General features: G+C 56.1%; 17 protein-coding genes and 5 pseudogenes. 6 read left to right on the top strand and 16 right to left on the bottom strand.

The window, feature by feature from the left end; all coding sequences use genetic code 11:
• Positions 1-632 (top strand): annotated as a pseudogene (locus Q363_RS23245) (IS630 family transposase); the annotation flags it as partial.
• A gap of 66 nt (positions 633-698) precedes the next feature.
• Here Q363_RS23245 and Q363_RS23250 read toward each other — a convergent pair.
• The 4 genes from Q363_RS23250 to Q363_RS45630 are packed head-to-tail and all read right to left on the bottom strand — an operon-like array spanning position 699 to position 4,985.
• Complete coding sequence (locus Q363_RS23250) at positions 699-2,054, bottom strand: TolC family protein (protein ID WP_035355438.1); 1,356 nt, start codon at positions 2,052-2,054, stop codon at positions 699-701.
• Positions 2,051-3,730, bottom strand: coding sequence for an MFS transporter (locus tag Q363_RS23255; protein WP_051979193.1), 1,680 nt, complete (start codon positions 3,728-3,730; stop codon positions 2,051-2,053). The genes Q363_RS23250 and Q363_RS23255 overlap by 4 nt, the downstream gene beginning before the upstream one ends.
• Before the next feature lie 9 nt (positions 3,731-3,739).
• Complete coding sequence (locus Q363_RS23260) at positions 3,740-4,798, bottom strand: HlyD family secretion protein (RefSeq protein ID WP_245632410.1); 1,059 nt, start codon at positions 4,796-4,798, stop codon at positions 3,740-3,742.
• A gap of 58 nt (positions 4,799-4,856) precedes the next feature.
• The gene (locus tag Q363_RS45630) at positions 4,857-4,985 is read right to left on the bottom strand and encodes a hypothetical protein (protein ID WP_281176062.1); all 129 of its coding nucleotides are present in this window, start codon (positions 4,983-4,985) and stop codon (positions 4,857-4,859) included.
• Between the two features lie 810 nt (positions 4,986-5,795).
• Between Q363_RS45630 and Q363_RS46680 the strand changes: the two are divergent.
• The 4 genes and pseudogenes from Q363_RS46680 to Q363_RS23275 all read left to right on the top strand — a co-directional run.
• A pseudogene (locus tag Q363_RS46680) lies at positions 5,796-5,939 on the top strand (ATP-binding protein); the annotation flags it as partial.
• On the top strand, positions 5,936-6,571 hold the full coding sequence (locus Q363_RS23265; protein WP_035355445.1) for a response regulator transcription factor: 636 nt from the start codon (positions 5,936-5,938) through the stop codon (positions 6,569-6,571). The pseudogene Q363_RS46680 and the gene Q363_RS23265, both read left to right, overlap by 4 nt.
• 77 nt (positions 6,572-6,648) lie before the next feature.
• Positions 6,649-7,053, top strand: coding sequence for a response regulator transcription factor (locus Q363_RS23270; RefSeq protein ID WP_245632411.1), 405 nt, complete (start codon positions 6,649-6,651; stop codon positions 7,051-7,053).
• 44 nt (positions 7,054-7,097) lie between these two features.
• Positions 7,098-8,180: a sigma-54 interaction domain-containing protein gene (locus tag Q363_RS23275; protein WP_051979194.1), complete on the top strand. Its 1,083-nt coding sequence runs from the start codon at positions 7,098-7,100 to the stop codon at positions 8,178-8,180.
• Positions 8,181-8,446: 266 nt separating this feature from the next.
• Here Q363_RS23275 and Q363_RS23280 read toward each other — a convergent pair whose 3' ends face one another.
• Genes Q363_RS23280 through Q363_RS23295 form a run of 4 tightly spaced genes read right to left on the bottom strand, consistent with a single transcriptional unit; the run spans position 8,447 to position 13,225 of the window.
• A complete protein-coding gene (locus Q363_RS23280) occupies positions 8,447-10,573 on the bottom strand; it encodes an FUSC family protein (protein WP_084080674.1) in 2,127 nt (708 codons plus the stop codon).
• Complete coding sequence (locus Q363_RS23285) at positions 10,570-11,700, bottom strand: efflux RND transporter periplasmic adaptor subunit (RefSeq protein ID WP_035355447.1); 1,131 nt, start codon at positions 11,698-11,700, stop codon at positions 10,570-10,572. The genes Q363_RS23280 and Q363_RS23285 overlap by 4 nt, the downstream gene beginning before the upstream one ends.
• Positions 11,701-11,708: 8 nt before the next feature.
• On the bottom strand, positions 11,709-11,975 hold the full coding sequence (locus Q363_RS23290; RefSeq protein WP_051979195.1) for a YtcA family lipoprotein: 267 nt from the start codon (positions 11,973-11,975) through the stop codon (positions 11,709-11,711).
• A complete protein-coding gene (locus Q363_RS23295; RefSeq protein ID WP_245632412.1) occupies positions 11,972-13,225 on the bottom strand; it encodes a TolC family protein in 1,254 nt (417 codons plus the stop codon). Before Q363_RS23295 ends, Q363_RS23290 begins: the two co-directional genes overlap by 4 nt.
• A gap of 923 nt (positions 13,226-14,148) precedes the next feature.
• Between Q363_RS23295 and Q363_RS40995 the strand changes: the two are divergent.
• Positions 14,149-14,753, top strand: a pseudogene (locus Q363_RS40995) (IS5 family transposase); the annotation flags it as partial.
• Positions 14,754-15,104: 351 nt separating this feature from the next.
• Here Q363_RS40995 and Q363_RS23305 read toward each other — a convergent pair.
• The 8 genes and pseudogenes from Q363_RS23305 to Q363_RS43050 form a co-directional block, all read right to left on the bottom strand.
• Entirely contained in the window at positions 15,105-15,572 is a 468-nt protein-coding gene (locus tag Q363_RS23305) for a rhodanese-like domain-containing protein (RefSeq protein WP_035355449.1), read from the bottom strand.
• Positions 15,573-15,765: 193 nt separating this feature from the next.
• Entirely contained in the window at positions 15,766-16,794 is a 1,029-nt protein-coding gene (locus Q363_RS23310) for an LLM class flavin-dependent oxidoreductase (RefSeq protein ID WP_035355451.1), read from the bottom strand.
• Between the two features lie 84 nt (positions 16,795-16,878).
• Entirely contained in the window at positions 16,879-17,271 is a 393-nt protein-coding gene (locus Q363_RS23315; protein WP_035355453.1) for a hypothetical protein, read from the bottom strand.
• Between the two features lie 12 nt (positions 17,272-17,283).
• Positions 17,284-17,675 (bottom strand): annotated as a pseudogene (locus Q363_RS44575) (FMN-dependent NADH-azoreductase).
• Entirely contained in the window at positions 17,656-18,987 is a 1,332-nt protein-coding gene (locus Q363_RS23325; protein ID WP_035355456.1) for a M56 family metallopeptidase, read from the bottom strand. The pseudogene Q363_RS44575 and the gene Q363_RS23325 overlap by 20 nt, the downstream one beginning before the upstream one ends.
• Entirely contained in the window at positions 18,984-19,385 is a 402-nt protein-coding gene (locus Q363_RS23330) for a BlaI/MecI/CopY family transcriptional regulator (protein ID WP_035355460.1), read from the bottom strand. Before Q363_RS23330 ends, Q363_RS23325 begins: the two co-directional genes overlap by 4 nt.
• A 452-nt stretch (positions 19,386-19,837) precedes the next feature.
• Complete coding sequence (locus Q363_RS23335; RefSeq protein WP_157467415.1) at positions 19,838-20,200, bottom strand: hypothetical protein; 363 nt, start codon at positions 20,198-20,200, stop codon at positions 19,838-19,840.
• A gap of 89 nt (positions 20,201-20,289) precedes the next feature.
• Positions 20,290-20,508 (bottom strand): annotated as a pseudogene (locus Q363_RS43050) (hypothetical protein); the annotation flags it as partial.

The raw sequence follows: 20,508 nt of genomic DNA on the forward strand, positions 1-20,508 counted from the left end.
TTCATCGACAAGGTGCGCGACATCGTGGGTCTGTATCTGAACCCTCCCGACCGGGCGCTGGTTCTGTGTGTCGACGAGAAGTCGCAGATACAAGCCCTCGATCGAACCGCGCCATGGCTGCCCATGCGCGCCCCGGCCAGGCGGAGCGGCGCACCCACGACGACAAGCGCCACGGCACCACCAGCCTCTTCGCCGCCCTCGACGCCAGGACGGGCAAGATCATCGGCCAGAACCAGCAGCGCCATCGCTCGACGGAGTTCCGCAACTTCCTCGACACCATTGAGAAGAAGGTGCCGGAAGAACTGGACGTTCACCTGATCCTGGACAACTACGGCACCCATAAAACGAAGCTGATCCGGGACTGGCTGGCCAAACGGCCCCGCTTCCACGTTCACTTCACGCCCACCTCGGCCTCATGGCTCAATCTGGTCCAACGCTGGTTCGCGCTGCTCACCGAACGCCAACTCCGCCGCGGCGTCCACCGCTCCACCAAGGAAATCAAAGCCGCCATCGACGACTTCATCCAACACCACAACCGCGACCCGAAACCCTTCCTCTGGCACAAAACCGCCGACCAGATCCTCGACTCAGTCGCCAGGTTTTGCAAGAGAACTTTAGACTCAGGACACTAGCCACGAGATTCCAACCCAAAGAAGGCAAATTCAAGCATTAAGGGGCCGCAGGGGCACTGCAGGAGCCTATTCTGGTGTGCGGCCTATGGCGTGAATGATGTCGTCGTTGGCCTGGGTATAGTCCAGCTGTGACTGCAGAAGCAACGTCTTGGCGTCGAGCTCCTGGGCAGTTCCCATATCGGACTGAGAGCTGAGAGCCTCTCCCCGAATCAGTTCCTCGTGCAGAACTCGACGGGATTCGGTGCGCAGGGCCAGCAGTTCCTCAGATACCTTCCGCATTTGCTGGGTCTTTTCCAGCTTGTTGTATGCGGTCTGTACTGCCAGTTCGACTTCATCGGTAAGCCGCGCGAGATTTTCTTTCGCCTGGGACAGTTGAGCCTCGCGCTCGCGGAGGAGAGCATGCTTGCGTCCCGAATCGAAGAGGTCGTAGCTGAAGTGAACACCGAAACTGCCGAAATTGCGGGCTAAAAACGGGACTTGGTTTTGGTAGCTGTAACGAGCGTAGGCATATGTATCCGGCACGTAGAGATCCGTTTTCGCCAGGCGAACAGCGGCATTCGCTTTCTCCACCTCGGCGCGCGCTTCGCTTATCTTGGGATGGGATGCGAGTGCCTCAGCCACGCACGTTTCGCGCGCGCAGGCCGGCTGCACTTCGGCAGTGTTGGGATCGAGATCCAGCGCCGTTTTGAGTGGAAGTCCCATCGCATCGTTGAGCTGCAGCGTAAGGTCGGAGAGCTGTAAGTCGGTAGTCAGGAGCTCCTGTTTTGCCCCCAGGAGCTGCGCCCGGCTTTCGATCAAACTCTCTTCCAGCACGCTGCCGTATTTCACCTGCTGGGTGCGTTCGCTTTGCAGGTCCTCCGACGCCTTGATTCTGGCTTCGGTGGCGGCACGGTGGACTTGCGAGATCAAAACCTTGTAGTAGAGCTGATGTATTTTCAGAGCAATATCGTTTTCCGTTTGCTGCGCATCCTGTCGTGAGGCATTCAGCTCCGCTCGCGCCATGTCGTTCGCAGGCCGGATTTTCAGCAGTGTGGTCAAAGGCTGTGTGAGCTGGGTTCCACTGGTCGTTAAGTTACGTCCACCCTGATTGATGATCGAATTTACAGGAGGAACAGGGCCGCCGGCGACACCGCCGAGACTACCGGCGCGGATTTCTATGAGTTGTGTGTCGGTCAGATGTACGAAGTTGCTTTCATTTCGAATAGAAGGAAAATATTCGCTCTTCGCGACTTCTTTGGCGTGCTGCTTCTCCTCGACCTTGTATTCGGCGATGTGGACGATGTGGTTGTGCTGCAGCGCCAACTGCACGGCCTCATGCAAGGTAATGTGGCGAGCGGAAGCACCATCTTCCGGCTCCGCGGCAAGGGTGAGAGAGGTCGACAGCCCTAATACCATGAGCAGGGCTTTTGTTTTTCGTATCATCCTTTCGACTCCTTCTTGGCGGCCGGAATGTTCTGCAGCGTGCTCAGGTCACCGTAATTCATCGGCGACTTGCGGAGCAGGGCGACGAGAATGAGTGCGATGGCGCACGTCCATGCGACCAACAGGTATCCGTCAATGAGGCTCAACGAATAGGCCTGAAGGCGCAGCCGGGCCGCGATGAGATCGACCGCGCGCTCCCCAGCCGATTGCATTCCAGAGGACTTTCCGAAGAGTCCAGCCGTCATTGCGCGGATATTTGCATCTGTAATCCAGTTTCCGCTGCTTACGTGCAGCCCAAGAAGGTTGGAGTGCAGCCTCTCGCGGTCGGCGAGAAAGTGGGCCATATATATGGCCCCCGCGGTTCCACCAAATAAGCGAATGGTATGAAAGAACGCAGAGAAGGTCAGGATCCACGGAGGTTTCGCCAACCCGCCCGTGAAGACTCCCTGCAGGATAATGCATCCCACGAGGCCGATGAGGCTGAACGATTGCCCGACGCCCGTGAGCAGCTCGGTACGATAGTAGTTTTCTGCCGCCCACGCACTCGTGTATTGAGCGCTCAGGACAGCCGCAAGGGCAGTGCACGTCAGCCCGGCAGCGAAGAGCAGTCGAGGATCCAGCCCGCGACGCATCAGAAACCCCGCTGTAAACGCGACGGGCAGGAGCGGAATAGCGCTCCAGATGATGGCTGGGCCAATCTGGTTCGCTTCAAAACCATGGATGGCCAGCGACTGCGGAATCAGAATGATGGTTAGGGTGAGAGTAAAGCGAAACCAGAAGAGCAGACTTCCCAACAGGACAGTGTTCCACTTCCAGAGATAAGGAAGCGCCACCAGCGGGTTGGGGCCGCGTAGTCGCCGTATGAGCGCGCATAGTGTGAAGAACGCGCCGGACCAAAACAACCCGTTGAATACGCCGGAGCGCCACCAGTCGAGCCTCTGTCCCTGCTGGAGGGCGGTAAACATCAGGGCCAATCCGGCACTCAGGTAAAGGAAGCCAACAAAGCTGGGCGGCGCAGGACCGTCCTTCTTTCTGGCGGGGGCTGCGGGTATCCCGAAATAGATACAGGTCATCATCACCGGCGCAATCAGTGCTGAATTCCAGAACATCCAGTGCCAGGAAAGATGTTCGCGGTACCAGCCGTAGAGTGACGGCGCAATATTGACGGCCCCGTCTATAAACGTTGCGTAGAACGCCATGGTGAAAGGCAGGAATCGCAGGGGAGTGATGCGAAGTGCAAAAGTCAGGGTGAGGGGATAAAAGGTGCCTGATGTCAGCCCGGCGACAATCAATGCCGCAACTAGAAGGCTATAACTGTGTATGAGCGGCAGGAAGGCGCAGGTCACGGTAAATACTCCAGCCGCAAATAGAAGGACGCGCCGTGGGCCAAGTAAACCACCGACGTAGACGCTAAAGGGCCCGATAAACATAAGGGCCGCATTATAGGCGCTGTCGAGCCATGCGCCCTGGTCGAAACTGATGCCGACGTGACCCTTTAGGTCCGCCATCCCAAGCGTGAGCATGCGACCCGTCAGCGTGACGAGGTGGGCGCCTATGAGGACGCCGAGAATCCCTACTAGAGGTCGTGTGGAGACCTCAGAGGGAATCGCCGCAGCCGTAGCATGTGCGATCTCTGCTGTCGTCAGGGGGCGATTTATACCGATGGAGGCAGCCATGAACTAGCCTTATTGTTTCGTTCGGAGAGTCGCAGTAACGGAAAGCCCTGGGCGCAATTTGCTCGCCAGGTCGGCATCATCGAGCGCAATCTTGACCGGGATTCGCTGTACCACCTTGGTGAAGTTACCGGTGGCGTTGTCGGGCGGCAATAACGCAAACTGTGATCCGCTGGCGGGAGCAATCTCAATGACCTTGCCATGAATGACCTCTCCGGGATACGCATCGATGCGGATCTCCACGGGATCACCAACTTTGACATTGGTTAATTGGGTCTCGCGGTAATTCGCTTGCACCCATTTCGTCTTCTCAAGGAAAGGAATCACCTGCGTTCCAGGAGAGACCAACTGTCCAGGTCGAACCTGCCGTTCCCCAACAGTGCCGTCTGCAGGCGCGAATATCTTTGTGTATCTTAGGTTTACTTGTGCGACGGTAAGCGCAGCCTCCTTGGCCTGCAGGTCGGCGCGAAGTTGGAGATGCTGCGCATCCAGAACATCAAGCCCGCGGCGTTCGGCATCGACTGCCGATTGATTACTGGATAGCATCGCCCTGGCCTGTTCCAATGAAGCTTGGCGACTGAGTAGTTGGGCTCGTGCGCCCTCTTCTGCTGCCACCACTTGCTCAACTTTCTGATGCGTAGTGGAGTTGGTCTCGATGAGAGCCTCCTGGCGACGGCGTTCGAGGAGAGTGCGGTCCCGGTCGGCTTGCCCTGCTGCAATTCCCGCTTGCGCCTCCGAAATTTCGGCTTCGGCTTGCGATACCCCGGCGAGTGCCCGGTCGATTTTGGCTTGCTGCAATTGCTTCTGGCGCCGGTTATTCTCGATGGCGGCTTTTGCCGCTGCCACTGCCGCACTCGCCTGGTCTACGTGTGCCCGGTAATCATCGTCGTCGAGTTGAACCAGGAGGTCTCCCTGGCGCACAGCCTGGAAATCGGATACCTTCACATCGCGAACAATGCCCGAAACCTTGGTGCTAAGCGGGGTGAGGTCACCGCGAACGTAAGCGTCGTCGGTAACCTGTTCCGCCTTGCCGCCTTCCCACGAATTCCAGTTCCGCGTAACGGTAATCAAGACGGCGAGAGCGAGTAGCACTACCACGAGAGGTGTGACGTACTTCTGCCAGCGGGACTCAGGTCGTGCTGCCGATTTCTGCTCGCTGCTCGGCATGTCCGGCTTCGATGCCGGTGCTGGGGAGACGGGGGAGGAAGACATTACTCACGCTCCTTTCGGTGACAGACATAGCAAGATGGAGTTTCATTTCGTGCTTCCCAAAGAAACTTGACACGGTCGATATCAGCAGTCTGGCGACCCTAAGCTCGCCACCTTTCAAGTACGAATCCTACCCGAAATCCTTTGCAACAGCACTGGTCATCGATTCAGCTCCTGAACCTCTTCGAATTGAATTTCTCCGGAACTCACGATGCCGCGCGCCGGCGAGTTGCGCAAAAGCCCGGGCCCCGTGCTCCTTCAATGTGCGGAGGCGTGCAGCCAAGGAAAGGGCACAGTCGTGTTTGGAGTACTCCAGAACAGACGTCACTAAGACAAAGCGCTCGAGGTCCCGCACACTCACCGCACATAGAAGGAAGCATTCGTCGTGCCACTCGGCAGGATGTTCTTCTAATACACAAACGGCCGTATTATCGACGTTATTCTCACCATCGACTCACGGTGGAGTTTGTGTGGGTGGTGAAGAGCTGACAGAATGTCAATATATGCACAGCTATCCGCTAATTTCGACCCAATGCGAAGTCGCGTGCAGTCAGCCTATGGAAGTCGTGCGCCCTCCTGCTCCAACGTTGGTCCTGCGCTCGACCTCACCCAGAATCGAATCGCACCCTCACCGCCTAGCATGACGGGCGGTGTCCAATGGTAGAGTTTTACTTCACTGAAAACACCCCTCGACTGGGTGCGAAGTGCTACTGGAGCCATCACCGGAGAAACGCGTGCCGTACTCGCGATATCGGGCGAGCGCTGCCGAAATGAACCACCGATTGGTTGAACGTGAACGTCCAACCGTTCTCCAAGATAAGATGCCCTTGGTTCATACTGGAATTCAGAATTCGAATCTAACCCTCAAGGCACCGGCATGGGCTTGGCAATCATCCGTTCCATCATCGAATCACACGGTGGCCGTCTATGGACCACCTCTAACTCCGACCTTGGCGCTATGTATCATTTCATTCCGCCAAATCGCCTTCAGGAGAGCACATGAGTTCTCCGGCTACGGTATTCATCATCGATGACGATGCCGATATACGCAACGCAACGCAACGTCTATTGAAGAGCGTGGGTTTGAACGCTGAGGTGTTCGCGGCGCCACAAGACTTCCTGCGGCACAAGCGCCCCGATGTGGAAAGTTGCCTCATTCTGGACGTGCGCCTTCCTGAGATCAGCGGATTGGAAGTTCAACGCAAATTGATCGAAGCTGGCGTTCATATCCCAATTATTTTCATTACCGCTCATGCCGATGTTCCGATGATTGTAAAGGCCATGAAATCGGGTGCCGTCGAATTTCTAACAAAACCGTTTCGAGATCAGGACCTTTTGGATGCGATCCAGCAAGCTTTGCAGCGCGACAAAGTAGCACGGCAACAAAAGAATGAGATTGGGGAATTGCAGGAAAAATACAGAACGCTGACCGCACGTGAGCGGGAAGTGATGCGTCTTCTGGTCTCAGGCATGCAGACCAAGCAGATCGCCTCCATGCTCGGAACTAGCGAAATTACCGCAGCAGTCCATCGCGGCCATGTTATGCGTAAGATGAAAGCAGGCTCTCCCGCTGAATTGGGTAGTATGGCGGAAAAACTGAAACTTCCAGCGGACAGTTCTTCTAAACCCACCTAACCTACCGGGTTCGTACTCTTTACCCACTCCTTATATACATATATAAGAGACCTATACACAACGACAATTGAGTCCTTTTGGGCAGACAAGATACTGTAGAAGCCGTGCTCACTACGACTAAAACCGAGTTGATCGCCGTTGTGGATGATGACGAATTGCTCCGGAGAGCGTTACGCCTGCTACTAAAAGGTGCTGGTTTCGCCGTGACCTTATTCGAATCGGCTGAGGAATTCCTTCAGTCGGGCCAACTTTCAGAGGTTGCGTGCCTGGTCGCGGATATCCGTATGCCGGGCATGTCCGGCTTGGATCTCCAGGCAAAGCTGAAGGCCGAAAGCTGTGCAATTCCGATCATCTTCATCACAGCGCACGGAGACGAAAAAATGCGCCTTCAAGCAATGAGGAGCGGGGCAGTGGGTTTTTTGCCCAAGCCCTTTGACAGTGGCATTTTGCTTGATCGAGTTCGAGCGGCCCTGGGAGCGTGAATGGTAGCAAAGACCTGATGTAACAGGTCTCCGGGAGGACAGTTGTGGGAGACATCGAGAATGGCGGGTTTCGGACTCACGACGATAGAGGACCCCAATTCCGGCAAATCGTTGGTAGCAGTCCGGCGCTCGAGGCGGTGTTTCAGCAGATTGAATGTGTCGGGCCGACCTCGTCCACAGTGTTGATTCATGGAGAAACGGGCACCGGTAAGGAGTTGATCGCGCACGCGATTCACAACCTCAGCGAAAGGTATGGCTCCCCCTTTATCAAACTGAATTGCGCCGCAATCCCTTTGGATTTGCTCGAGAGCGAGCTCTTTGGTCACGAGCGAGGAGCCTTCACAGGAGCCATAGCGCAAAGAATCGGTCGCTTTGAGCTGGCTGACAAGGGAACCCTCTTTTTGGATGAAATTGGGGATATACCTTTGACTTTGCAACCTAAATTGCTCCGCGTCCTACAAGAACAGGAATTCGAACGGTTGGGCAGTTGCCGGACGCATCATGTAAACGTTCGTCTGATCGCGGCCACGCACCGTGATCTCGTGGGAATGGTGGCACAAAACGAATTCCGCAGGGACCTGTATTACCGACTCAACGTTTTTCCAATCTCGCTGCCACCCCTCCGCGAACGCCGTGAGGATATTCCAGCCCTTGTGGAACACTTCGTCGAGATTTTCAGCCGACGCATGGGAAAGCGCATCCACAACTTTCCTTCGGAAACTATGGCGGCGTTTTCTTCATACACTTGGCCTGGCAATATACGTGAGCTACAGAATCTTATCGAGCGCGCGGTTATCCTGGCACAGGACGGCGTCCTGCCGAACCCACTGCCCACGTTTATTGGGCCTATTGCTGCCTCTCGTTCAATACGGACAACATCTAGAGAGCCACAACCTGCTGTGCCAATGACCCTCCGAGACAACGAACGAGCGCTTATACTCAAGACACTGCACGCGACGCGTTGGAGAATTGGAGGATCAAAGGGGGCAGCCGCCATGCTCGGTTTGAACCGGTCAACGCTGATGTACCGGCTGAAGCGGCTTGGGATCGTACGACCATTGCAGCGCGTCGTTTCAGCGGACAATTTCACAATGCTAGAGCAGCCTGAATCAACAGCACGGCTGTGAATATTTGGGTGATTGTGCCGTCTGTCTCCACATCATCTCAGCTGCATGCTCAAGATTTGAACCCACGCGAATACACCGACTTGAATGCGCAACCGAGCGCCGATACATCTTTTGGCGACGCGGCTCCTTCTACCTCCCTAGCAATACCAGGATCTGCGCAATATCTGTCTTTATCGGCGGACTTGATCTGCGTGGGTTCCGCGCAGATACGGAGGTAAGAGAGCGGGAGAAAGAGGAGAGGGCGGAACTTCTTTGGTGACGGTCCGTCAGTCACACATTTCCTTTGTCAAAGAGTCTGCCAAGTCGGCGATTCTACGGGATAAAAGAAGAAACGATTCTAGCTGCTGCGACAGCTTGTATTGTTGGTTTGGCGCTGCATTCACCGCTTGTTCGAGCTGGGCGTAGGCATTTATCAGATCCTCAATTTGCGCTGGCCCCTTGCCCTCGATGCGATCCGCCATTCCTTCCAGGGCCTTGGCCAGGTGACTATCGAACTCCTCCTGCGCGGACTGGATTTCTTCCGGCAACTCGAAGCCGGGGAGCCGAACACGGTACTTCCACAAGACGAGGCGAATAATGAAGATCATTCGCAAATTCGGCTGCCAATCCCGGATGCGATCACGCAATGCTAAATCCTGGTCGCGGGAAGGCCCAAATTCGAGGAGAACACCGTCTGCGAGAGTTCGTACTTTGTCAAGATTAGTATGGATTGTCTCGCGAAGCGCAAGGTTCCGCGTTATTCCAGTTTTCAGGTCTTTTGAAAACGGTTCTCTTGCAAATTGCGCCAACAATTGGAGATTGGAAATGAACGCCTTCTTCATCTGAACAGCGGCGCGCGCACTCCATATTTGATCAAACACCAGCCACATGATGAAGAGACCCAGCAAAATGCCGACTACGCGATCTCGTGCGACCGAGAGCGAGGTTTCCATTTTGAATCCGTCCAGGTTGATGAGGTAGAAAGCCACAGCGACCTGCATTCCAAAGTATGACAGCCGAGGGCTGGATGTTATGAACCAGGAAGACAGGGCGGTGACAGCAACGAAAAGAACCACAAAGCCGCTGATTGAATCGGAATAGGGCAGAATAAAGGCCTGCGAACCCATGCCAATTAGAAAGCCGCCAACCATGGCGCCGGCGATGCGAAGAACCTGTTTTTGGTGAGATGAACCCACGGTTGTGAGCGCTGTCAGCAGGCATGTGGTTACGGCAGTACTAATGCCGGGCCAATCGACTGCGTTGTAGATGAGATAACAAACGCTCGCAGCCGCGCAGCCTTTGACCGCGAACTGTAGGTGCTCAGGATTGACCACCGCGTCCGGGACAATAAATGTTCCTCGCCGCGTATCATCTGCTGATGGCACGTACTCCTGGATTGAACGAGAATCGGCAAATGCCTCGGGTATGAGAGATACTGTGTGCTCCATCTCGTCAAGTAAAGGGATAAGACTCGTCACTTGTCCATCGTCATTGAACTGGACCGATCCCGGAATTCGCATATTCATCAAGTCATCACGAATGATTGCGACAGTCGAGGCTAAGTTCCGGAATCGTCTCTGATCGTGGACTGACAGCTCGAACCTGAGCTGCGTCAGAGTTGCCGCAAGATCGACGAGCCTGCCCACAAGAGCTACAACACCACCAATCTCTACGGAATACTGGTGCGAATAATCCGAGCGCCGCAAGGCAAGCCGCAACAAGGAGGTTCCTTGCGTATTGAGGTGGATGATTTCTCGCTCGATTGCGGGATCTACAGCCCGGCCCTCCGCGTAGCAAGTCAACAAATTCCCGACTGCGGCCAGTCGCTCTGCAATAGGCAAAACAACTTCATCTCCAGACCGCAGCCGCACAAATGCCAACTCCACCCCCGCAGTAATCACGACTCCTATCAACACCGCAAGGCAAAGCCAAAGAGTATCTTCCACGTTGGTCTCGGCTGAAACATGGCGGTCCCAGAATGGAACTCCAACAGCAACCATGACGGCGAGGACTACCGCCGCACTGTAGTTGGTCAGAGTGCTGATGGCGTAGAAAACTAGGAAGAAAGAGCCGATGACCCAGAAAAAATGAAGCAGGGGGAGACTGACAACAAACCACATCGAAACCAGAAGATATGCGGCGCCGATTGCGGTACAAAGCAATATCACTACTGCTGATTCCACGGTTGCCCGCGAGGTCTGGCGAGAAATCATCAGCACATAGATTGCGCCCTGGAAAGCATGCGGAACGCGAAAGGTCATGCAGACGATCATCACGATGGTTGCAGCGATTGTCATCCGCGCGACGAGGGCCGCCCGCCCCGGATACGGCGCAAGTTCTTCTTTTAGAAAATTCCTTATCCACAGCGGACGAGATGGCTGAGGCATGCTTCGGGCGACGGTTGCCATTTTCATTCGCCCCGAATCGTGACCACGGCTGACTGGCCGACTCGAAACAAATCAGGCGTTGGATTCTCGACGCGTACTCGAACCGGGAACCGCGACGCCAGATGCACCCAGTTCAGGGTGCGCTGCACATCCGGAAGAGAGGGTTCCAACTTGCCAATCACATCAGGATCGGGGGTTACTCCAAAACCGATGCTCTCCACGACTCCGACAAAGCGAACATTTGGCCGCGACATCACATAGACATCAGCCTTCATCCCTGGCGTAATGCGCTTGAGTTCGCCTTCTCGAAAGTTTCCAACTGCCCACCAGGTGCGCGCGTCGATCAGCATGAACATTTGCTGGCCGACATGGGCATAGGCGCCTTCTGAAATCGTGAGATTGGTCACACGAGCATCGAACGGCGCGTACACACGGCACCTGTCCAGGTCGTATCTGGCTTTCTTCACCGCTGCCTCTTTTGCACCCCGCTGGTTGATCAGGGGCTCAAGAGTTGTGACCGCGTGCCGGGCTTGTTCGTGCTGCGCTAGAGCAGAGTTCAATTCTGCCTGTGCCAGCTGCAGTTGAGATTCAGCCTGTCTCAGTGCTTCTGCCTGCGCAGTTTCCGAACTCCTGGCCTTATCCACTTCATCCACACTGACAAACTGCTTTGTCAACAGCGGCTCGAGGCGATGCAGATTGTTGTTCGCGTAGCTCCATTGCGCGCGCGCGCGGCTTACGCCTCGCTCCGCGGTGGTCACGTTGGCTGCCATGCTGTGGATATTTGCCTGCGCCACAGAAACTCCACTCACCAACGCTGCTATTTTTCGCTGTTCATCGGAGATCTGCCCTTCCAGAGCTTTCTGCTCGGAAAGAGCATTTTCGAGAGCATATTCATACGGACGATCATCTATTTCGTAAAGCAGTTCGCCCTTCTTCACGAACTGATTGTCCTTGACGGTCAATCGGACGAGAGGACCCTCGACCTGGGGCGCGATTCCGATGAAATTCGCAAATATTTCGGCATCATCGGTCCGTGGATAGTAGTTCGTGTGGAAAAGCACGAACAGCCCAAGGACCGCTGCCGTTGTCACGATCACAACGCTGACCCAGCGTCCCAGACGCTTGCGCACTACCGCATTTTGATTATTTTCCATAGCATTTTTCAATGGAACAGGATGAGCCACATGGCGAAGGTGAAGAGTGCCGTCATACTTGGATAGACGAGAGCCGGCCAGGCTATCTCCACGTACCGAGACAAGATCGCTCGCGAAGCGACCGTAAGCAGAATGGCTACCGCAAAACAAATGAGCCACGCAGGAAAGAACGACCCCAGGATGTCGAATGAAGGGGCCCGTGCGCAACCCGTCAACACCAACAGGGCGTGCACGAACGCACTGCGTACATACCGATGAATCCTGTATACCTTCATGGCCGTGGCCTCGCGCTAGTGGCGCGAATGGAATCTCCGGTTCTGGACGCCAGGTCTGCGATAGCGGTGAGGACCTGCGTTTGCGCCGAGACATTCGCCGACCGGGCTTGCGCCAGGGTGCGTTGAGCGGCAGTCACATCCAGCAAATTGCGCACGCCGTTGCTGTACGATTCGAGAGCCGCGCTGTAGGACTGGTTCGCGGATTCAAGAAGAGCGATAGCCGCCTTACGTTGCCGAAAAGCAGTGTTCAAATTGGAGTAAGCGGTCCAAACCTCGTCGGTAATCTGGTTGCGTTTGACGTTCGCTTGGGCCTCTGCTGCGTGGACGCCGGCCCGCGCCTCGGCCAGCCGATTTTTTCGTGCGCCTCCATCAAAGACTGTCCATTGTAGATTCAAGCGCAACGCGCCGACCAGATCGGCAGTGTACGTCCAGGGATTTGGCGACTGTAAGCCATTGAACGACGCCGCAGCTGGGCTGGCGTTAAGGGTCAATGCGGGGTAGTACGCCGCCCTCGCCTCCTGAACACTTGCAGTTGCGGATCTTATCGCGGCGACTTGCCGCATTAAATCAGGTCGTTGCTCGAGTGCACGGTTTATCGCCTGATCGACCGTATCGCCGATCGACTCCGGAGTAGGTAGCTGATCCAGCGGTTGGACCTGGATCACAATAGTCGCGGAGGTTCCCACCGCGGTTGCGAGATCGCCGCGAGCGATCTCCTCCGCTCCGACGATAGCTTGCAGGTCATAGTCAGCCTGAGCAGTGGCGCTCCGCGCCTCCAGCACATCGGGTAGAGTTCCCAGGCCATGAGCCAGGCGTTCCTCGGCTGCTTGTTGCACCGCTTGTGCATTCGACAGACTTGCTCGTGCCGCACCCTCCTGCCCCATCGAATTCAATAACCGGTAGTAAGACTGCTGCACCTGGTAGATGACTTGGCGATGAATGTCATTAAACGCGAAATTGACCGCCAGAACCTCCGCTTTCGCAGCGCTGATTCGGCCGGAGCGGGCCCCGAAGTCAAACAGGGTGTAATTGAGCGCCAACTCCACCCGAAAGTCCTCGATAATCTGGCGATTGAAGCGATCGCCAAATAACACATCCGAGCGGCTGGTCCGTGAGATTGCGGCAGCTGCGAGTGTGGGATATAACTCGCTGCGCGTTACGCCAAGGGTTGCCGCTTGAGCGCGGGCACGTTCCCACGAAACGCGAGTGGCTGGATTGTGTGCTTCCGCCAGATCAATTAGCTCTGACAACGTATAAGTCTTTGCCAGATCTATGGTGAATCTCGAGTCAGGAATTTTTTGAAGATCTGCTTCAATATTGATTTCAACAGGCGAATGCCACACATGATCAGGCGATACGGGGGCACTCTGCGCTAGAGCACAGCCGGCGCACTGCAAAACAATGAGCAAAGTTGGTCCTAGTAGAGCAGAATACAACTTGTAAGTCTCCACATGCCTTCTCTCTAATTTGAACAAGGCACGCGGAGCAGCGGGCCTGAAGTGGAAGGCGAAACGTATCGAACTCGAAACACGTCAAAATTTCCTGATTCCTAACAAAAGAGGCTAACGCTGCTCCTCCTCATGGCACTCATGAGTCCAGTCAATCCGCGTCCGACTCGGGGTCGAATCAGAGAATTTCGTTAAGCAAATGGACGCAGACGCCGTAAAAACGCTGAACCCCCGCTTCCTGCAAAACACCTCGAAGGAGGTCCGCTACTCTCTTTGCCATGTACTTTCCTCTCGAAGGGAATCTGCGCTTTAGGGGCCAACTAAACGTAGAGCAAATGTATCTCCAAATGTTCCGTTCGGCTAACTGACTCGCTTTTATACGTTCGAGTGAGTGCCTCAAAGGCCAGACTACAAACGCGCAGGCTCGCCAAGACTCAATGGATGCAGCACGCTAAACTTCAGGCTGGATCTTCAAAAGGACATCTATTATCACTGAGCCCCCCTGTGGCTGGAAGCTAATGGGACCTGATCTATTGCTCAATATTTGACACAACGTGTCGGAACGCGGACATTGTCACGCTTGTTCCTTTTCGAAGATCCCGCTCCCTAAGCTGAACATCCCATCCTGACTCCGTTCGTCTCCACGCATAACCGTTAGACGATCAGACTTCCGTGGCTAAGCCGGAAACCTTGATCGGTTGGCAGCGGAGAAGCTTCAACCTCTTTTGACGCTGGAAGTCACGCCGGGGGCCATATATGTTTCTTTGGAGCAGCGTGTACCGCAGGATCATTCTTTGCGTGCGGTACGCAAGCTGACGGATGTTGCGTTGCGCAGCCTGAGGGCCGAGTTCGACGCGCTGTACGCAATCTCGGGTCGTCCATCGATTGCGCCGGAGTACATTGCGGGCTCTGTTGCTGCAGGTGTTCTACTCGGTGCGGTCTGAGCGTCTTCTGGTGGAGCAGATCGATTACAACCTGTTGTTCCGCTGGTTTGTTGGCCTGGGCATGGACGATGCGGTGTGGAATCATGCGGTGCTCTCCAAGAATCGCGACCGTCTGTTGACCAGCGACGTGGCGCAGCGATTCTTCGCCGAGGTCAACCGACAGGCGAAGCGGTTCATGTCCGACGAACACTTCACCGTGCACGGCACTCTGATCCAGGCCTGGGCTTCGCAGAAGAGCTTCCGCTTCAAGGGTGGCTCTGATGAAGCGCTCCAACTAGACGCATGAATCGACCACCGATCCGGACGCGCGGTTGTACAAGAAGAGCTATGGTAAGGAGTCGAAGCTGAGCTACCTGGGCCATGCTCTGGTGGAGAACCGCAACGGTTGATCGCCGCGGCGATGGCTGAAGCAAACCGGCCCGCTCCAGCAGGTCAAGCTGCGCGGGCTGGCGAAGGTGGACTGGTTGTTCGTATTCCATATCGAACCCAGATTTCGTTGTCACTTTAGGTCCATACGTCCCGTAAGTCATTTGGAATGTATGGCGGGGACGACGGGGCTCGAACCCGCGACCTCTGCCGTGACAGGGCACTAGAAACCCGTAACTTGTAGAAAATAAGCGTAACGGATGGCTCCTTTTGGCGCTTATGGGAACATGTGGGAATGGTTATTGTGTCCTTAATGTGCCCGCGACCTCTGTCCTTCCGACCTCTGCCCGGACCTCTGCCTAATCCACTAGCTAGGTCACGGTCGCAACGCGATTCGTTTCACCCGAGTTGAGATGAAAGGGTCTCTTGTACGGTTCGACCCGGAAGCCATTGGTTCTCCAGCCATCGAGGCCGCCCTTGAGGAATTTGATTCGTAAGAATCCCATGGCGAGAGCCCGATGCAAGATGATGCGGCTGGTTTTGTCGCTCGGGCAGGTGCAGTAAACGATCATGTCTCGCTCTTTCGGAAGCAGCGAAGGATTCGCGTGCACCTCATCGGTTGCGAGCCACTGTGCGCCCGGGATGATGACGGAATCTCCCAACAAATCCAAAGGCTGGCGAACGTCAACGACAACAACATCCTGGTTTGAATCCAACAACGCATGCAAGGCTTCCGGTGTGATGGTGTACCGTTCCATTTCGCGACGGTCTCTTATGCGTTTGGCGAGAACGAAAGCCACCAGGACAGCAGCGCAAAGGATCGATATCGCCAAGAACATCTCTGCTTCTCCCTGACAGTACTCAGATTCACCGAAAGTTGATAGGATTCATCGTCGGCAGCGAGTCGTGCCCACCGCTGATTTTGAAGTCGAAGCTGACCTACGCGCAATGTGAGAATCCGACCTCGTTACGGAAACCGTTGGGAGGCTTACGCCTAACGGGCGCCGCCGGGCTGCATGCAATATTGGGCTATCAGCGCCAACCGAGCGCGGGAGCAACGTCCGTGAGAATCGCTTCAATCACATGCACGTTATACGCAACGCCTAATTGGTTCGGAACCGTAAGCAAGAGAGTATCTGCCTCCGCGATCGCCTCGTCTTTTCTAAGCTGCTCGATGAGAATTTCTGGCTCAGCAGCATAGCTCCGACCGAAGATCGCCCGTGTATTTTCGTCAAGGTGACCGATTTTGTCCTCTTCCTGAGGCTGAGAGCCTCGTCCGAAATAGGCACGATCGCGGTCATCGACCAACGCGAAAATGCTGCGGCTAACGGAAAGGCGCGGACCGCGCGTATGACCAGCCTCCTTCCAGGCGGCGCGAAAGGCGCGAATCTGCGCAGCTTGTTGGATGTGGAGCGGCTCGCCAGTCTCGTCGAATTTGAGTGTTGAAGTCTGCAGGTTCATTCCCAGCTTCGCGGCCCATGCAGCTGTCGCATTGGAAGCAGATCCCCACCAGATCCGGTCACGCAGCCCTTCGGAGTAAGGCTCAAGACGCAAAAGCCCCGGCGGATTGGGGAACATCGGACGCGGATTAGGTTGAGCGAAGCCTTTGCCGCGCAGCAGCTCGATAAATTCTTCGGCGTGTCGCCGGCCCATGTCTGCATCATCCTCGCCTTCAATCGGGCGGTAGCCAAAATAGCGCCAACCATCGATGACCTGCTCGGGGGAACCGCGGCTTATACCCAACTGCAGGCGCCCGCCAGAGATGAGATCCGCAGCGCCAGCGTCCTCCACGATGTAATGAGGATTCTCATACCGCATGTCGATCACTGCGGTGCCAATTTCAATCTTTCGCGTTTTTGCACCGACCGCCGCGAGCAGTGGGAACGGTGATGCGAGTTGCTGCGCGAAGTGATGAACGCGGAAGTAGGCTCCGTCCATTCCCAGGCGCTCGGCCTCCACGGCGAGGTCAATGGATTGCAGGAGCGCGTCGGCGGCCGACTGCGTTCGTGACTGCGCAGAAGGTGTCCAATGACCGAATGAGAGGAACCCAATTTTCTTCATGTAATCCAGTCTCCCATCCAAGCTAGGAGATTTCTCGGTAAACCTGGCATCCTTACGGTCTTGCCTTTGTCGATACGAGGCAAACTATTCCCGCGCCATCGGCTTTACCGCTAGAACATCCTTGAAGCTTGCGCGATATTGCAGAAAGACCAGGACCCAGAGCACAGACGCTAGCAGTGCTGGAGCAATGCTCGCAGGCGCAAGCGTGAGGTGAAACGCGAGGATGTTGTAGAGCTCCGCCGCAAGCAGAATAAGCGCGAGCGGAACAAAAAAGCCCGAAAGCAAAAGCAGCCCGCCAATCAACTGCACCGCGAAGAAGAACGCGGCAAAATGCGAAGCACTGATGGCGACGAAGAACTGGATCGCAAGCGGGTTCGTCGGCGGTGGCTGATGGATGAAGTTGAGAAATCCGTTCAGGCCAAAGACTGTAAACAGCAGTCCAAGCAAATAGCGCGCAATGATAGAAACAGTTTTCATATTTCGTCTCCTTTAAATTGCCTGTGCGTGCGATTGCACGACTTGAAGGTGCGGGGCGAGAAACGCATCGCGGTCCTGCCCGTGGTTGAGTGCAGCGGTTCCGCCTGCCGTGCGGAAAGTCGCATCTGTCACACCGAGGAAGCCAAAGACCGACCGCAGATACGGCTCGACAAAGTTGAATGAGGACATCTGAGTCTGCGCGTCATATATCCCCCCGGTCGCGATGATGAACGTCGCCTTTTTGCCCGTGAGCAGTCCTTTCGGCGTTCCTTCCGCACAGGAAAAGTCCTGCCCACGCGCGCGATCTGGTCGATCCAGAGCTTGAGCACCGAGGGCACCCCGAAGTTATGCATCGGCACCCCGAAGACGTACTCATCAGCCTGCTCAAGTTCGGCCAGCAGCACGTCCGAAAGCGCCAGCAGTTCCTTCTGTTGCGGGGTGCGCGCCTCTTCCGGCGTACATCTTGCCCTTGTACACGCCGTCGATCGCCTCCACGTTCAGCGCCAGCTCGCCGTTCTGGAACGTCGTCTCCTTCACCGGGATCGGCTGGGCGCCCTGGTCGATGCTGTAGAAGAGCGCGCTCAGCTTTCCATCGGGAGTCTTGGTGATCTTCAGCACCGTGCGCAGGCCCTTCTGCGCCGTCTGCAGCGTACCCTGCCACGTATCCTCGGGGTTCGTCTTCGCCGGCGCCTGCGCGTAGCTGCGCGAAGCATGCAGCAGCCCGAACGTCAGCGGCAGTCCGATCGAGAGAACACCGGCAGCGCCCAGCACCAGCTTCCTTCCCATCGAGAGCCGCTCAGCCGCACTTCCAGAGAGAATATGCGCGATCCGCTTCTTCAGATCCGCGCCGGTTACACCAGAGAAACACGCCACAGGAACCTCCAGGTAGAACTTGCAGATATTCAGAATCCCCTCGGCATACTCCGTCGCCGAGTGCGACTGCTCCAGCACCGCGTCGTCGCACGCGACCTCGCGCTCCGCGATCATCTGACGACCAATCCACCACACCAGCGGATGAAACCAGAAGATCGCCGAGACCATCATGTGCAGAGCCGCCCAGAGGTTGTCGCGCCGCCGCACATGGCAAAGCTCATGCGCCACGATCGCCTCCATCTGCGCCACTGAAAGATTGCGCGTCACGCCCTCGGGCAGCATGAGCACCGGCCGAACAATGCCGAAGACACCGGGCTCAGCCGCGCTCACCACGATCACTGCGTGCAGACCGGCGATGTCGCCGACCGGCGTTCCGCGCCGCACCATCGCACGCAGCCGAACCCAGCTGCGCAGCCATACAAAAGCAACAACAAGCGACCCCGCAGTCCACACAAAGAGCAGTGCATACTGCATGATGCTCTGCCGCTTTGTTGGCGCGACATCAGCGTGCGAACCCTCGTTCACCACAGGCGCAGCCGCATGCAGCGGCTTCACCAGGGTCGAATGGCTCGCCGGGCCTTCGATCATCATGGAAAAAAGCGGTGCCACACTCGGTGCCGCCTGCTTCTTCACCGAGATCGCCTCTCCAGCCGTGATCAGCAGGCTGAAGGGCAGCAAAAACTTGATCGAGGCCAGCATCCAGAGCCGGAAGCGCATCCGCGCCGCATTGCGCCGCAGCATCACACTCAACAGCCACAGCGATCCACACACCACCGTCGACTGCCACAGGTGATGCATCAACCCCACTACCCAGCCCGCACTCCAGTCCAGTGGAAACGTCATTCCGACTTCCTCCGCCTTCGCGACTGCTTCAACAGATCTTCCGCTTCCTTCACATCGTCCAGAGTCAGCTCGCCGGTCTCGATCAGGTGCGCCATCACCAGCTTGCCCTTGCCGCCGAAGAAACCCATCAGCTCATCCAGCAAACGCCGCTGAGCCTTGTCACGCGAGACGATCGGAGCGAAGATGTGGAAGTTCCCAACCTTACCGCTGCGGCGGACGACACCCTTCTCTTCCAGCCGGTACACCACGGTCTGCACCGTTGTGTATGCCAGTGAACGTTGCGTGGACTCGCCGACGGTGAGGCCCTCAGTGATCTCGCGTATCGAGGCCTCCTTGGCCCGCCAGAGGAACTCCATCACCCGAAATTCCAGCTTCGAAAGTTTTGGCTGATCACTCATACGTTGGTTCAGATTCACTACATCCGTCGTAGACGCGCAACAAAATAGATGCGATCGACTCGTTCGTTACAGAACCTACAAGAGTGATCTATAGACGCCTGCCGCTGAATTTCTCAGCTTTGGTACTTTGAAGTCTTCCAATCTCCCAGCTTGTTCCTCTTTCTCACGGCCGCCATGAGAAATACGATTCGCCTGCATGTTCAAGATCTATCGAAGATCCACGCGATGCTTAAAGAGTGAGAGCTCCGAGCGTGAAAGTAGTAAAAAGTGCGTTCGAGTCCATCGCGTTCGAGTCCATATAGCCTGCGATTCCCCCGAAAAGTCAGCTTCTCGGCAAGTTCGTGGAGGCCCCTGATACACTGCGTTTTTCGATACCGTTCCCGCCGCCTGCGCACGAGCGATGGGCTATGCGTCGTTCATCTGCCTGTGTCCCTCGCGTCACGAGCCGTCCTTCAGATGGCCGAGGCTCTGCGAATAAGGTCGAGTTTCTCCTGTCCAAGCCCGTGCAAATCGTCTTCGGTTAGGCGGCCGTCGCGAAGTAGTTGGGCAAACACGAGTGGAAGGATGGAGTAGCGGTAGTCGTACCTTCGGTCAATCTCCCGCCGACGTTCCGTCAGCCAGCTTTCCAAATCCCACAGCTCCGACGGCTCCTCGATCCTCGCGGCTCGGCCTTTAGCTTCCTGGAGGAGAGCTTCCAATTCTTTGCCAAGCGCCAGGTCGAAGGCTCTGCGAGCAACTGTCTTCTCGGCATGAGACCACTTTAGTTCGTACATCGGGATGACGTTTTGAGCTGCCGAGTCCGGTGAGTTGGCCACTTCTGGGTCTCCCGCCCGCATTCTATCGCTTTCAGCGCTCTCTAGCTTCTGCATTGCAACGGCCATTCTGATATCCCCCGCTCGGGCGCTTAGTCGCGGTGCAAACAAGCGGTAGCACTTCCGGATATGCCGGAAAAGTCACTTATGAGCGGTTCGATCGCGAGGTGATCGTTGACTGCCTGCACCAATCTCTGCCGCGAACCCAGGTATCGCTCTGTAGTTTCCACAGACCGGTGGCCGAGCAAAAACTGGATTTGTTCAAGTTCCCTCCTGCGGAATGACACAGCCGTGCGCAAGTCCTGCGCAAG

This window comes from Edaphobacter aggregans DSM 19364 (genome assembly GCF_000745965.1).
Taxonomy (GTDB): Bacteria; Acidobacteriota; Terriglobia; order Terriglobales; family Acidobacteriaceae; genus Edaphobacter; species Edaphobacter aggregans.

Coding starts and splice junctions, on each gene's coding strand:
- Q363_RS23250 (WP_035355438.1), bottom strand. CDS start 2,054: ATGATACGAAAAACAAAAGCCCTGCTCATGGTATTAGGGCTGTCGACC.
- Q363_RS23255 (WP_051979193.1), bottom strand. CDS start 3,730: ATGGCTGCCTCCATCGGTATAAATCGCCCCCTGACGACAGCAGAGATC.
- Q363_RS45630 (WP_281176062.1), bottom strand. CDS start 4,985: ATGAAACTCCATCTTGCTATGTCTGTCACCGAAAGGAGCGTGAGTAAT.
- Q363_RS23265 (WP_035355445.1), top strand. CDS start 5,936: ATGAGTTCTCCGGCTACGGTATTCATCATCGATGACGATGCCGATATA.
- Q363_RS23280 (WP_084080674.1), bottom strand. CDS start 10,573: ATGAAAATGGCAACCGTCGCCCGAAGCATGCCTCAGCCATCTCGTCCG.
- Q363_RS23285 (WP_035355447.1), bottom strand. CDS start 11,700: ATGGAAAATAATCAAAATGCGGTAGTGCGCAAGCGTCTGGGACGCTGG.
- Q363_RS23290 (WP_051979195.1), bottom strand. CDS start 11,975: ATGAAGGTATACAGGATTCATCGGTATGTACGCAGTGCGTTCGTGCAC.
- Q363_RS23305 (WP_035355449.1), bottom strand. CDS start 15,572: ATGTTCTTGGCGATATCGATCCTTTGCGCTGCTGTCCTGGTGGCTTTC.
- Q363_RS23310 (WP_035355451.1), bottom strand. CDS start 16,794: ATGAAGAAAATTGGGTTCCTCTCATTCGGTCATTGGACACCTTCTGCG.
- Q363_RS23315 (WP_035355453.1), bottom strand. CDS start 17,271: ATGAAAACTGTTTCTATCATTGCGCGCTATTTGCTTGGACTGCTGTTT.
- Q363_RS23325 (WP_035355456.1), bottom strand. CDS start 18,987: ATGACGTTTCCACTGGACTGGAGTGCGGGCTGGGTAGTGGGGTTGATG.
- Q363_RS23330 (WP_035355460.1), bottom strand. CDS start 19,385: ATGAGTGATCAGCCAAAACTTTCGAAGCTGGAATTTCGGGTGATGGAG.